This is a genomic window from Pedococcus sp. P5_B7, assembly GCF_054049895.1.
Map to the genome: position 1 here is coordinate 276,186 of NZ_JBFULM010000004.1, position 12,674 is coordinate 288,859.

11 protein-coding genes, 1 tRNA gene and 1 riboswitch are annotated in these 12,674 nt (G+C 71.3%); of the genes, 6 read left to right on the forward strand and 6 right to left on the reverse strand.

The features are described from left to right. Positions 1–208 precede the first annotated feature (208 nt). Entirely contained in the window at positions 209–646 is a 438-nt protein-coding gene (locus ACXJKD_RS11925; RefSeq protein ID WP_457254781.1) for an SRPBCC family protein, read from the forward strand. Positions 647–695: 49 nt separating this feature from the next. Here the strand turns inward: ACXJKD_RS11925 and ACXJKD_RS11930 are convergent. The 5 genes from ACXJKD_RS11930 to ACXJKD_RS11950 all read right to left on the reverse strand — a co-directional run bounded on the left by ACXJKD_RS11930 (position 696) and on the right by ACXJKD_RS11950 (position 5,717). Then, positions 696–768: transfer RNA gene (locus tag ACXJKD_RS11930), tRNA-Thr, on the reverse strand. Positions 769–913: 145 nt separating this feature from the next. After that, positions 914–1,639: a transglycosylase family protein gene (locus ACXJKD_RS11935; protein WP_457254782.1), complete on the reverse strand. Its 726-nt coding sequence runs from the start codon at positions 1,637–1,639 to the stop codon at positions 914–916. 11 nt (positions 1,640–1,650) lie between these two features. Beyond that, positions 1,651–1,804: riboswitch (cyclic di-AMP (ydaO/yuaA leader) on the reverse strand. Between the two features lie 262 nt (positions 1,805–2,066). Further along, the gene (locus ACXJKD_RS11940) at positions 2,067–3,560 is read right to left on the reverse strand and encodes a threonine/serine ThrE exporter family protein (RefSeq protein WP_457254783.1); all 1,494 of its coding nucleotides are present in this window, start codon (positions 3,558–3,560) and stop codon (positions 2,067–2,069) included. Next, positions 3,557–5,248 carry a serine/threonine-protein kinase gene (locus ACXJKD_RS11945; protein ID WP_457254784.1) on the reverse strand — a complete coding sequence of 564 codons (1,692 nt, stop codon included), beginning with the start codon at positions 5,246–5,248 and terminating at the stop codon, positions 3,557–3,559. The genes ACXJKD_RS11940 and ACXJKD_RS11945 overlap by 4 nt, the downstream gene beginning before the upstream one ends. 40 nt (positions 5,249–5,288) lie before the next feature. Next, positions 5,289–5,717 (reverse strand): CBS domain-containing protein, encoded by a 429-nt coding sequence (locus ACXJKD_RS11950; protein ID WP_056922323.1) that lies wholly within the window; start codon positions 5,715–5,717, stop codon positions 5,289–5,291. A 157-nt stretch (positions 5,718–5,874) separates the two neighbouring features. Here ACXJKD_RS11950 and ACXJKD_RS11955 point away from each other — a divergent pair, with 157 nt between their 5' ends. Together ACXJKD_RS11955 and otsB are read left to right on the forward strand one after the other, a co-directional pair. Continuing rightward, on the forward strand, positions 5,875–7,410 hold the full coding sequence (locus tag ACXJKD_RS11955; protein WP_457254786.1) for an alpha,alpha-trehalose-phosphate synthase (UDP-forming): 1,536 nt from the start codon (positions 5,875–5,877) through the stop codon (positions 7,408–7,410). After that, complete coding sequence (gene otsB / locus ACXJKD_RS11960) at positions 7,407–8,186, forward strand: trehalose-phosphatase (RefSeq protein WP_457254788.1); 780 nt, start codon at positions 7,407–7,409, stop codon at positions 8,184–8,186. The genes ACXJKD_RS11955 and otsB overlap by 4 nt, the downstream gene beginning before the upstream one ends. A gap of 33 nt (positions 8,187–8,219) precedes the next feature. On the opposite strand, the gene ACXJKD_RS11965 is transcribed toward otsB, so the two are convergent. Further along, positions 8,220–9,233: a LacI family DNA-binding transcriptional regulator gene (locus tag ACXJKD_RS11965; protein WP_457254789.1), complete on the reverse strand. Its 1,014-nt coding sequence runs from the start codon at positions 9,231–9,233 to the stop codon at positions 8,220–8,222. A 247-nt stretch (positions 9,234–9,480) separates the two neighbouring features. Between ACXJKD_RS11965 and ACXJKD_RS11970 the strand changes: the two genes are divergently transcribed. The 3 genes from ACXJKD_RS11970 to ACXJKD_RS11980 all read left to right on the forward strand — a co-directional run bounded on the left by ACXJKD_RS11970 (position 9,481) and on the right by ACXJKD_RS11980 (position 12,643). Further along, positions 9,481–10,590 (forward strand): ABC transporter ATP-binding protein, encoded by a 1,110-nt coding sequence (locus ACXJKD_RS11970; protein WP_457254790.1) that lies wholly within the window; start codon positions 9,481–9,483, stop codon positions 10,588–10,590. Positions 10,591–10,685: 95 nt separating this feature from the next. Continuing rightward, complete coding sequence (locus ACXJKD_RS11975; protein WP_457254791.1) at positions 10,686–11,936, forward strand: DUF4032 domain-containing protein; 1,251 nt, start codon at positions 10,686–10,688, stop codon at positions 11,934–11,936. 125 nt (positions 11,937–12,061) lie between these two features. Continuing rightward, positions 12,062–12,643 carry an RDD family protein gene (locus ACXJKD_RS11980; RefSeq protein ID WP_457254792.1) on the forward strand — a complete coding sequence of 194 codons (582 nt, stop codon included), beginning with the start codon at positions 12,062–12,064 and terminating at the stop codon, positions 12,641–12,643. Positions 12,644–12,674 lie beyond the last annotated feature (31 nt).

Below are 12,674 nucleotides of genomic sequence, written 5' to 3' on the forward strand. Positions count from 1 at the left end.
CGGGCCATGGTGGCGCACGAGGGTGAACGGCACATGAACGGCGAGGACGCCCAGCACGTGCCCACCGTCGCCGGGGTGTCAACCACGTCGCTCGAACCTTGGGCCAAGCACGGGCGTGGCGCATGATGGGCACGTCAGCCAGCCGGTCCGGGCGCGCGGCCCGGCCGAACCTGCTGACCGCACCACCCGCCGACGAAGAGGACCTCGCATGTCGAGCACCCAGTTCACCGTCCACACGAGGTTGTCGCCGAAGGAGGTCCTGGCCGTCATCACGGACTTCGGCCCCGACCGGGCCCGCTGGTGGCCCAACGTCGACGACGCCCACTTCACCGTCCACGACCAGGGCCCCGACTGGGCCGAGGTGACCGAGGGCACCAGCATGGGCTGGGAACGCGAGCGGTACTCCTGGGACGCCGCTGCCGGCACCGTCACGATCGACACCCTCGAGTCGAACCTCTGGGGACCGGGGAGCAGCTGGCACTACGAGCTCGTCCCTGCCGACGACGGCACCGACCTGCGGGTGAGCCTCCAGCGGAAGCCGATCTCCTTCAGGGGCAAGCTCGTCGCCGGGTTGATCCCCCTCGTGGGCGCGCGGACCCTGGGCAAGCAGTTCGAGACCGTGCTGCGCAGGGCCGAGAACCGCTGAGGCCCCTCGACCTTGGCCCGACCGCCAGGCGCGTCGAACAACCACGCGGAGCCGACGGGGGGACTCGAACCCCCAACCCCTTGTTTACAAGACAAGTGCGCTGCCAATTGCGCCACGCCGGCCGGTCTGCCGCAGCAGACGGCGACGATCGTACCGGCGGCATGGCGAGGGTTCGGCATCCTGGGCGACCCCGCGCCATACCCAGCCATCGCACGACGGCGGCCCGGCACCGTGAGGTGTCGGGCCGCCGGCTGTGCGGAGAGCGGGTCAGCGGGCGTTCAGGTAGGTCTGCAGCGTGCGCACCGTGGCGCGGTCGAGGTAGCGGGCGCCGTTCTTGCGGGCGCCGATCTTGGTCTGCAGGGCGCGCATCGTCTTCGGACCGATGACGCCGTCGGGGGCCGAGTCCACCTTCCGCTGCAACGCCTTGACGTCGGTGCGGGACAGCGTGCCGTTGACCGACCCACCGACCCAGCGCTCGATGGCGGCGTTGGTCTTGGGGCCGCGGATCCCGTCGACGACGAGCGTGCCGGTGCTGGTCGAGTGGGCCGCGGGAGCCTGGCGGGTGGCAGAGCGCGAGGCCCTGCTGGTCGTCGAGCCGGCATCGACCGCGCCACCGTTGGAGCGGGTGAGACCGGCGCGGGCGCCACAGGTCGGCCAGGCGCCGGGGCCCTGCGAGGCCAGCACCTTCTGGGCGATGGTGATCTGCTGGGCCTTCGTGGCGCGGTTTGCGGTCGGGGCGTAGCGCTCGCCGCCGAAGCCGTCCCAGGTGCGGTCGGAGAACTGCAGACCCCCGTAGTAGCCGTTGCCCGTGTTGATCGACCAGTTGCCACCGCTCTCGCAGGCGGCGACGCGGTCCCAGACCGTCGAGGCCTGCGCGCTGCTGGCGGTGGCCATGCCACCTGCGACGGTGGCGACACCGGCCACGGCGACACCCGTCACGCGACGTCGAACAGGGTTGGCCTTCCGAGCAGAGTGCTTCGGGGCGTAGAACATGGGTGGGGGGTTCCTCTCCTGACCGGCGCCTGCGGGGTTAGCTGTCGGGTTCGGGCTGTCAGGTGCCCGGCCGGCCTGAGCCGGCTTCACCCCCAGGCCACCGTGGTGGCCGCGTTGGGTTCCCCGTCCTCGTCGTGCCCGGAGATCTTCCGGTGAAACCCCCACCTGACGAGGCTCGGCGCGGTGGGAGTGCTTGGCTGATTGGGTATGCCGTGTGCAGTTGTGACCGCGCGTTCGCGCAGGTAAGACACGGTAGGGGGCGTTCGTCAGGCCGACAACCGGTTGGCGCGTATTCGCCACATTTCGTTCCCCGTCAGCGCCGGCGGCCCGACGTGTTCGGAAGATCCGCCGTGCCATGACCCGGGATAACTTCCGAACAACCAGTCTCGTGCTCGACAGCCCGGACCGCCCGGACCGCCCGGCCCGGTCAGCGCCGTCGAGCGCGTCGCTTCTGCACCATGCGGTGGTCGAACGGCGCCGCCATGAACTCCCCCAGCACGCTGCCCGCCGCGATCGCCAGGAGCACCGCCATCGCCCCCAGCAGGGTGGTCAGCCCCCCTTGGAGCGACAGCGTCCCGGAGTCGGCCGACGACCCGTTCACCATCTCGTAGAGGCCGCGGAAGATCGCCAGACCCGGGAGCAGGCCGTAGGACGCCGGGACGACGAGCACCATCGCCGGCGCGCCCATCCGGAGCGCCAGCAGTCGTCCCGCACACCCGAGCACGATCGCCGCCAGCCCGGCGGCGGACAGCTGGCCCAGCCCGTCGACCTTCGAGACAGCAAGCGAGACCCCGACGCCCACCGCACACAGCACGCCGCTGGGCACCACCAGCATCCGGCCCGTGCGCAGCGACACCGCACCGGCCAACCCGACCACGAAGGCGCCCACCACCGCCAGCAGCACCGGGGCGTTGAGCGCCTGCGTGGACACGATGGACGGCGAGGCGACGTTCAGGCCGAAGGCACTGGTCAGGGCCAAGGTCAGCTGCAGCCCGGTCGCCACCCCGAGGATGATCCCGGCCGTCGTGAGGAACACCGCGAACATCCGGCCGGCACCGGTCACGGAGTAGCCCGAGATCGCGTCCTCGAACGCCGAGGCGACCGTGCGACCCGGCAGGAGCACGGTGATCCCGCCCGCGACGATGAAGGCGAAGTCCGACGAGGACACGGGGAGCCAGCCCGACGCACCGAGGCTGAACGCGCCCCACGCGAGCACGGTCGCGAGGAACCCACCGATCGCACACTGGTAGAAGTCCGGGAGGCCGCCCTTGCCGAGCGTCCGCGCGGCATACCCGACCAGGAGGGCCGACAACCCGGCGACGAGCGTCGCGACGGGACCGGCGCCGAGCATCACCGCGATGGCGGCGGCCAGCAGGCCGAGCGCACCGCGCACCGTCCACTTCGGCCAGAACCGCGGCGCGCGGCGGATCTCGCGCAGCTGGGCGGCGGCGGCCTCGCGGTCGTAGGACCCGGCGACGAGGTTCTCGACGAACTCGTGCACGGCCGTGAGCCGGGCGAAGTCACGCGTCGACGACCGCACCACCCTCAGCATCGTGATCGGCGCCCCGGAACCCGTCGTGCACTGGATCAGCAAGGACTGCAACGTGATGTCGACCTCGAGGTTGTCGAGTCCGGCCGCCGCGGCCACCGCCACGACCGACGACTCGACCTGGGGAGCGCCGGCGCCGCAGCGCAACATCAGCTCGCCGACGCGCAGGGCGAGGTCGAGCGAGGCCCGCGCCTCGCGCTCCTCGGCCGCCGCCTGTCGCACCCGCGGGTTGCGGTAGGGCGTGTGCCGCAGGGACTCGACCATCGGCAGGGTCTCGGTCAGCTCCTCGCCGCGCCAGATCCGGCTGTGCCGCAACACCGGTCGACGCTTGGCGGGAGGATGAACGGGTCGGTCCTGGACGCCTTCGGTCATCCCGTCAAGCCCACCCCGGGCAGCACGGCCGAGGGTGGGTCGTAGGGCCACCACAGCGGGATGCCGCCGTTCTGCACGATCACCACTACGACCCCTGCCGCCACGAGCAGGGCGAGGGCCACGACGACCTTCGTGCCCCGCGTACCCGGGCTGACGCCGCGGACGATGCTGCGGGTGCCCCGGCGCAGGCCCGAGCCGCCAGGGCCCCACCACGCCATGAGGGCCGCGACCGCCGCGCCCACCGCGAGCGGCCCGGACGAGTCGGGGTGGGGCTGGCCGCCGTAGACGGCGACCGTGCCCAGGGCCGTGCTGAAGACCGCGCAGATGCCCACGACCAGCGGGAGGACCGCGCTGACGACGGTGGCGAGCGCGCCCACGACGAGGTGCCAGGGGCTCGCCACGACCGCGACCGGCACGTCGGAGCGACGCGGTCCGCGGGTGTGCCGCCGCAGGACCAGGGAGGTGACGGACCGGTCGGCGGTGCGAGCGGCCCACGACCAGAGCACCGCGACGACCGCAGCGACCACCGGGAAGCCCGCGACACCCGCGACGACGGCAGCAAGCAGTGCCAGCAGCGTGCCGGTGCGCGCCGGCCGCCCGATGCGTGGGTCCGGCTGGCTGGCGCCACCCTCCCAGGCAGCCTGCCACTCCGACGGCTCGCCCTCGGGCTCGTCCCACGGGACCAGCTCGCCCTCCGGCTCGGGCGACCAGACGGGCTCCGCGACCGGCTGCGGCTCGACCTGCCGGGCGACCGGCGCGGGTGCGACCGCAGGCCGCTCCCAGCGGGCCGTGGTCCGGTGCTCAAAGGCCCGGGTATGCCGTGACGGCGCCGTGAGTGCCTCGGTCACCGGCTGGCCGGTGGCGTAGCGCTCCAGCGCGTCGACGACCTCGTCGGCATCGGGGCGCTCGCGCGGCACGGGCGACAGGGCGGCATACAGGAGCGGCGCGAGCCGGGGGTCGACGCCGGTGAGGTCGGCCTCGCCGCGGCTGACCCGCGACAGGACGACGTCCATCGGGCCACGGCCGAAGGGCGGGGCGCCGCTCGCGGCGAAGGCGAGCGTCGCCGCCCAGCCCCACCAGTCGGTCGCCTCGGTGACGGGCGCGCCCTCGACCACTTCGGGCGAGAGGTAGCCGGGGGTGCCCATCACCAACCCGGTCATGGTGATCCGCACGTCGTCCGCGACGTGGGCGATCCCGAAGTCGATGAGCACGGGGTCGCCGTCGAGCAGCAGGACGTTGCCGGGCTTGAGGTCGCGGTGGATCACGTCGGCCTCGTGGATGGCGTCGAGCGCCTCGGCGAGTCCGCGGCCCAGCCGGAGCAGCTCCTCGCCCCGCATGGGGCCTACATCCTTCACGACGTCGTCGAGGGCCGGGCCCGGGACGTAGCGCGTGACGAGGTAGGGGCGTTCGCCGTCGAGGTCTGCGTCGATGACCGCAGCCACCCGGTCGTCGCGGATCCGGCTGAGCACCTGTACCTCGCGAGCCAGGCGGGTGCGGGCGTCCCGGTCGTGCGCGACGTGGGGGCGCAGCAGCTTGAGGGCCACCGCCCTGCCGCTGGGATCGAGCGCCAGGTGGACCACCCCCATGCCGCCCTCGCCGAGCTGCTGGATGAGGCGGTACGGCCCGATCCGGGGGCCCTCGGGCACGGCGGAACGCCCGTCGCTCCCCTCGATCGCCTCCGTGGTCACCCCACCACGGTACGTGGGCGTCCCTGTGAAACGGGTCAGGCTACTGCTGGATGTACCCAACGAGTTGGTCACGCTCGGACTGCAGCTCGTCGATCCGGTGCTTGACGATGTCGCCGATGCTGACGATCGCGTGCAGCTTGCCGTCGACGACGACGGGCACGTGGCGGATCCGCATCTCGGTCATCGTGCGGGCCAGCTCCTCGATCGGGACGTCGAGCCCAGAGGTCTTCACGTCGGCCGTCATGATCGAGCCGACGGGCGCCAGCAGGACGGCGGCCCCGTCCTTCTGGAGGTGCCGCACGACGTCGCGCTCGCTGACGATGCCGGTGACGCTCTCACCGTCGTCGCTCACCACGAGGGCACCGATGCGGTGCTCCGCGAGCAGGTCGAGCAGCCGTTCCACGGTCTCCTCGGAGCGGATGGTGACCACTTGGCCACCCTTGCGTCGCACGACATCCGAGATCCTCATGGTCCAGACGGTAGACCGCTGGGAGGGCCACCGCTAGGGGAGCCGCGTGCGGTGGACGTGACGTCTGTGGGGTTCGGGACGCGACCTGCGGGTATGCCGATGGGTGGGCCACCGACATAGGGTTGCCTTCGCAACGAAACCGTGGAGTTGATTCCCTGTGCCTCGCAGCCAGAAGCAGTTCGACCTCGTCATCGCCGCCAACCGACTGCCCGTCGACCGGGTGGTGGGCCCCGACGGGGAGGAGTCCTGGCGGACCAGCCCGGGGGGCCTGGTGACGGCGATGGAGTCGGTCATGCGGGGTCGCGAGGGCGCCTGGGTGGGCTGGGCCGGGGAGGCCGGGGACGCCCCCGAGCCGTTCGTCGAGGACGACATGTACCTGCGCCCGGTGGCCCTGTCCGAGGACGAGGTCGCGCACTACTACGAGGGTTTCAGCAACGACACCCTGTGGCCGATCTACCACGACGTGATCGTCCCGGCGACGTTCCACCGCTTCTGGTTCACCGCCTACGAGGCGGTCAACCGCCGGTTCGCCGAGGCCATCTGCGAGGTCGCCGCGAAGGGCGCGACCGTCTGGGTGCACGACTACCAGCTCCAGCTGGTGCCGGCGATGGTGCGCGAGCTGCGTCCCGACGTGCGGATCGGCTGGTTCGACCACATCCCGTTCCCGCCGGTCGAGCTCTTCGCCCAGCTGCCGTGGCGACGGGCCGTGCTCGAGGGACTGCTCGGTGCCGACTACCTCGGCTTCCAGCGGGTCGCCGACGCGCAGAACTTCGTGCGGGCCTGCCGCCAGCTGCTGGGGCTGCCGACCAAGGGCGACACCGTCTCGGTGTCGCGGGCCGAGGACAGCCGACGGGTGCGGGCCAGCGCCGTCCCGATCTCCATCGACTACGTGGGCCTCGAGGCAGTCGCCAAGCTGCCCGAGACGATGCAGCGCGCCCAGGAGATCCGGGAGTCGCTCGGCAACCCCCGCACCCTGCTGCTCGGTGTCGACCGCCTCGACTACACCAAGGGAATCGGCCACCGGATCAAGGCCTACGGCGAGCTGCTCGAGGAGGGCCAGGTCTCCCCGCCGAACGAGGTCTTCGTCCAGGTGGCCACACCCAGCCGGGAGCGGGTCGCCGCCTATCGCGAGCTGCGGCACGAGATCGAGGGCGAGGTGGGGCGGCTCAACGGCGAGCACAGCCGGATCGGTGCACCCGCCGTCCAGTACCTCCACCACTCCTACCCGCGCCAGGAGATGGCCGCGCTCTACCTCGCGGCCGACGTCGTGCTGGTGACCCCGCTGCGCGACGGCATGAACCTCGTGGCGAAGGAGTACGTCACGTGCCGCCACGACGAGGGCGGGGCGCTGGTGCTGTCCGAGTTCACGGGGGCGTTCCACGAGCTGCACCAGGCGTTCGTCTGCAACCCGCACGACATCGAGGGCTTGAAGCAGACGATCATGCGGGCCATCGAGACCCCCGACAAGGAGAAGCGTCGCCTCATGCGGGCGATGCGTCGCCGGGTCGCCGACCACGACGTGCAGCGCTGGGCCTCGCGGTTCCTCGAGGCACTGGAGGTCGCCCCCGAGCGGCCCCAGCGCTCGACCCGTGAGCAGAAGGCCGACGACGAGCACGCACGGGCCGATCGCACGGCGCGCGAGCTGCACCACGCCAGGGCGGCCAAGGCGGCCAAGGCGACGACGCCGCGATGACCCTGCCGCCCGACCTGGTGACCGCCCTCGACCAGCTGGCCGCGACGTCGCGGCTGCTGGTGGCCTCCGACTTCGACGGCGTGCTGGCCCCGCTCGTCGCCGACCCCTCGCAGTCGCGTGCCCTCCCCGGCACCATCGAGGCGCTCGAGGGCCTCGCCGCCCTGCCCGGCACGCACGCCGCGGTCGTCTCCGGCCGCGACCTCGACACCCTCACCGCGCTCACCGGGCTCGCCGACAGCGCCGTGACCCGCATCGGCACCCACGGAGCGGAGACCAGCCGGGCCACGGCGGCCGCCCTCACCGACGACCAGCAGGAGACCTTGGCGCGGGTGACGCGCGAGCTCGAGGCCGTGTGCGAGGGCCGGCCTGATGGCGTCTACCTGGAGTCCAAGCCCAGCGCGGTCGTCCTGCACACCCGCCGGATGACCGACCGCGCGGCTGCCGACGCCGTGGAGGCGGCGGCGCTCGAGGTGACCACGCGGCATACCGGCCTGCACGTCCTGCACGGGAAGCAGGTGGTGGAGGTCGGGGTGGTCCGGGCCGACAAGGGCACCGCCCTGGTGGCCCTGCGCGACGAGGTGGGGGCTCAGGCCGTCGCCTACTTCGGCGACGACGTGACCGACGAGGACGCGTTCCGGGCGCTCGGCGACGACGACGTGACGGTCAAGGTCGGCGACGGCGAGACAGCGGCGCGGTTCCGGGTCGAGCACCCCGAGGACGCCGCCGAGGCCCTGACCTACCTCGTCGAGCGCCGCACCTCCCACGCCTCCCGCTAGGACCCTCCCGCCAGCAACCTTTGCTCGAGCCCCTCAGCGGCTCGGCGCGGCTCCGGTCGAGGCCCGCACGACGAGCTCGGGGCGGAAGACGTACTCGGCCCGCGGCGCGGGCTCCCCGGCGATCTCGTCGAGCAGCGCGCGCACGGCGGCCTCGGCCATCGCCTGCACGCTCTGCCGCACGGTGGTCAGGGGCGGGTCGGTGAAGGCGATGAGCGGCGAGTCGTCGTAGCCGACCACGGAGAAGTCGGCCGGCACCTGCTTGCCGGCCCGCCGGGCCGCGCGGATCGCGCCGAGGGCCATCAGGTCGGAGCCGCAGACGACCGCCGTGCAGCCCTTCTCGATGAGGCGCGCGGCTGCCGTGTCACCACCCTCGACCGAGAACATCGTCCGCTCGATCAGCTCGTCGACGTCCTCCCGGCCGAGCAGGGTGCGCATCGAGGTGCGGAAGCCGTCGATCTTCCGGATCACCGGCACGAACCGCTCCGGCCCGACCGCCAGCCCGATCTGGGTGTGCCCCAGCTGCACCAGGTGCGTCAGCGCGAGCTCCATGGACGCGACGTCGTCGTTGGAGATGAAGGGCGCGTCGATGCCCTCCTGGTAGCCGTTGACGAGCACGATCGGCAGCTCCCGCTCGCGCAGGCTCGTGTAGCGCTCGGGGTCGGTCGTGACGTCGGCGTGCTGGCCCGAGACGTAGATGATCCCGGCCACCCCGCGGTCGAGCAGCATCTGGACGTACTCGTCCTCGTGCACTCCCCCGGGCGTCTGGGTGCACAGCACCGGCGTGAACTGGTGCCGCGCCAGGGCCGTCTCGATGATCTGCGCGAACGCCGGGAAGATCGGGTTGGTCAGCTCGGGGACGATCAGCCCGACGAGGTCGGCGGTCTTGCGCCGCAGCCGTGACGGCCGGTCGTACCCGAGGATGTCGAGCGAGGTCAGCACGGCCTCGCGGGTCGCCTCGGCCACGCCGGGCTTGCCGTTGAGCACCCGGCTGACGGTGGCCTCGCTGACATCGGCGTGCGCCGCGATGTCAGCCAGTCTCGCCTTCATGGCGGTGACGGTAGCAAGAACTTGCAGGCCTGACGGACCACACGCTGCAAGATATTTCAGGTATGCCGTCGGGTCGCCGCGCGTGTAAACGTTTCCACACCGTCTCACCAGCGTGGACCAGCACTGGCGCAACGACCCACGCTGGGCCAGACTGAGGCCACCGCGGACACCGATGTCGGCGGCAGCAGCACCCTTTACAACGGATCGTCCGGCACGTTCCTGCCGGTGAAGGAGAGGCAACGAAGCCATGGCAACTGTCAAGTTCGACGAGGCAACCCGGCTCTACCCGGGCAACGACAAGCCCTCGGTTGACAAGCTCAACATCGACATCGAGGACGGCGAGTTCCTCGTCCTGGTCGGTCCCTCCGGATGTGGCAAGTCCACCTCCCTCCGCATGCTCGCGGGCCTCGAAGAGGTCAACGCGGGCAAGATCTGGATCGGTGACCGCGACGTCACCAACCTGTCCCCCAAGGACCGCGACGTCGCGATGGTCTTCCAGAACTACGCGCTCTACCCCCACATGACGGTGGCCGACAACATGGGCTTCGCGCTCAAGATCGCCGGCGTCGACAAGGGCGAGATCCGCAAGCGCGTCGAGGAGGCTGCCAAGATCCTCGACCTCGAGCAGTACCTCGAGCGCAAGCCGAAGGCCCTCTCCGGTGGCCAGCGCCAGCGCGTCGCCATGGGTCGCGCGATCGTGCGCTCCCCCCAGGTGTTCCTCATGGACGAGCCGCTGTCGAACCTCGACGCCAAGCTCCGCGTCCAGACCCGCACGCAGATCGCGTCGCTCCAGCGTCGCCTCGGCGTCACCACCGTCTACGTCACCCACGACCAGGTCGAGGCCATGACGATGGGTGACCGCGTCGCGGTCCTCAAGGACGGCCTGCTCATGCAGTGCGACAGCCCGCGCCGCATGTACGACCACCCGGACAACGTCTTCGTCGCCGGCTTCATCGGCTCCCCCGCCATGAACCTGCTCGACGTCGACGTGGCCGACGGCGGCGTGAAGGTCGGTGGCTCGACGGTCCCCGTGGAGCGCGCCATCCTCGACGCCTCCTCCGGCAAGAACATCACGCTGGGTGTCCGCCCCGAGGACCTCGAGCTCACCACCGAGGGCCAGGGCATCCCGGTCACCGTGGACGTCGTCGAGGAGCTCGGCGCCGACGCCTACATCTACGGCTCGACCAAGGCGCACCAGCACATCGAGGCCGACGAGGACGCCGAGGGCGAGCGCCCGTTCATCGCCCGCGTCGACGGCCGCAAGCCCCCGCAGAAGGGCGAGACCGTCTTCCTCGCCCCGAAGACCGGGCACGTGCACGCCTTCGACGCCACCACGGGCCTGCGCCTCGGCGACTGACCCGAACAGCACCGTATGCCGGGTGGCCGGCTCCTCGTCGTGGGAGCCGGCCACTCCGGTTCTGCCCTGTCGTGGCGTCGCTGGGAGGATGAAGCGTGGCACTCGAGATCACTGCGGCACGACCTGACCCGGCCATGCTGGACCTCCCGTGGGAGCTCCCCCTGGAGACCTGGCCCGAGCAGCACCTCGCCGCGCTGCCGCGAGGCATCTCGCGCCACGTCGTGCGGTTCGTCAAGCTCTCGGGGAGGGTGCTGGCGGTCAAGGAGATCAAGGCCGACATCGCGGTCCGCGAGTACCAGCTCCTGCGGATGCTCAACCGGTTGGACCTGCCGTGCGTCGAGCCGTTCGGGGTGGTCAGCGGTCGCACCGCGATCGACGGGACTCCCCTCGACGCCTGCCTGATCACCCGGCACCTGCAGTTCTCGCTGCCCTACCGCGCGCTGTTCAGCCAGTCGCTACGGCCCGACACCACGGCCCGGCTCATCGACGCCCTCGCGGTGCTGCTCGTGCGCGTCCACCTGGTCGGCTTCTGGTGGGGTGACGTGTCCCTGTCCAACACGCTGTTCCGGCGCGACGCAGGGGCGTTCGCGGCATACCTCGTCGACGCGGAGACCGGTGAGCTGCACCAGACGCTCACCGCCGGACAGCGCGAGCACGACCTCGACATCGCCCGGGTCAACATCGCCGGCGAGCTGATGGACCTCGAGGCCGGCGGGTTCCTCGAGGCCGGGGTCGACGCGGTGGACACGTCGAACCGGATCGTCGAGCGCTACGCCGAGCTGTGGGAGGAGCTGACCGGCCTCGAGCGCTTCGAGCGCGGCGACCGGTGGCGCGTCGACGAGCGCATCCGCCGCCTCAACGAGCTCGGCTTCGACGTGGACGAGCTGGCCATCTCCACCGACATCGGTGGCACCACCATCCAGATCCAGCCCAAGGTCGTCGACGCCGGCCACCACTCGCGACGACTCCTGCGGCTCACCGGTCTCGACGTCGAGGAGAACCAGGCCCGCCGGTTGCTCAACGACCTCGACTCCTACCGCGCCGGCACGGACCGCCAGAACGACGACGAGGAGATCGTCGCGCACGACTGGCTCCAGCGGATCTACGAACCCATCACCCGGACCGTCCCGCGCGAGCTGGGCGGCAAGCTCGAACCGGCCGAGCTGTTCCACGAGGTGCTCGAGCACCGGTGGTACCTGTCCGAGCGGGCCGGCCATGACATGCCGATCGAGGACGCGATCGCCGACTACGTGAAGACGGTGCTGCCGAGCAAGCCCGACGAGGCCACCGTCGTCGGCGTCGACACGGTCGAGATGCCGGTCGTGGCCATGTTCGACGACGACTGAGTCGACGAAAACGGTCGGCTGCATCGGCCACTCGGATGATATCGACCCCAAACGGCACCTAGGTGACGCCAGCCTCCCAATACGGTGGCCACGACAATCGCACCACCGCCTCCAGGGGAAACTTCATGAGTCAGGCTCAGGCCACCTCCACCGCCCACCAGCAGGACTTCGGGCGGGGGACGTGGACACCGCCAGCCGGCTGGTTGACCCGGGTCGCGGCGCGGCTGATCGACGACCTGGTCCAGGTGGTCGGCACCCTCCCCTACGTCGTCGGCCTCGTCATGCTGCTCGGGCTCCAGAGCTCGGGCGCGACCATCTACCAGTCCGTCGACCCGGCTCGCCAGACCGACCACGTCACCGTCATCGCGGGTCTCGGGCTGATGGGTCTGGGCGGCATCCTCAGCCTGGTCATCTGGATCTGGAACCGCGTCGTCCACCAGGGACGCACGGGTCAGACCCTCGGCAAGGCGGTCATGAAGATCGTGCTCGTCTCGAGCACGACCGGGAAGCCGGTCGGCCCCGCGTCCGCCCTCGCCCGCGAGATCGCGCACCTCGTCGACGGCGTCCTCTACATCGGCTACCTCTGGCCGCTGTGGGACCCCCGCAAGCAGACGCTGGCCGACAAGATCGTCGGGACCATGGTGACCCAGGAGGTCCGTCCGGCGCAGTGCGACGAGGCGACCTGGGCCCAGCGCGCCCTGGGCTGAGCGCCGCGCCCGGCTGCTAGTTTGCGGGCGA

Excerpts from the sequence above, each read along its gene's own strand:
- ACXJKD_RS11980 (WP_457254792.1), top strand. The coding sequence starts at position 12,062 with ATGAGTCAGGCTCAGGCCACCTCCACCGCCCACCAGCAGGACTTCGGG.
- ACXJKD_RS11950 (WP_056922323.1), bottom strand. The coding sequence starts at position 5,717 with ATGAGGATCTCGGATGTCGTGCGACGCAAGGGTGGCCAAGTGGTCACC.
- ACXJKD_RS11935 (WP_457254782.1), bottom strand. The coding sequence starts at position 1,639 with ATGTTCTACGCCCCGAAGCACTCTGCTCGGAAGGCCAACCCTGTTCGA.
- ACXJKD_RS11965 (WP_457254789.1), bottom strand. The coding sequence starts at position 9,233 with ATGAAGGCGAGACTGGCTGACATCGCGGCGCACGCCGATGTCAGCGAG.
- ACXJKD_RS11940 (WP_457254783.1), bottom strand. The coding sequence starts at position 3,560 with ATGACCGAAGGCGTCCAGGACCGACCCGTTCATCCTCCCGCCAAGCGT.
- ACXJKD_RS11925 (WP_457254781.1), top strand. The coding sequence starts at position 209 with ATGTCGAGCACCCAGTTCACCGTCCACACGAGGTTGTCGCCGAAGGAG.
- ACXJKD_RS11970 (WP_457254790.1), top strand. The coding sequence starts at position 9,481 with ATGGCAACTGTCAAGTTCGACGAGGCAACCCGGCTCTACCCGGGCAAC.
- otsB (WP_457254788.1), top strand. The coding sequence starts at position 7,407 with ATGACCCTGCCGCCCGACCTGGTGACCGCCCTCGACCAGCTGGCCGCG.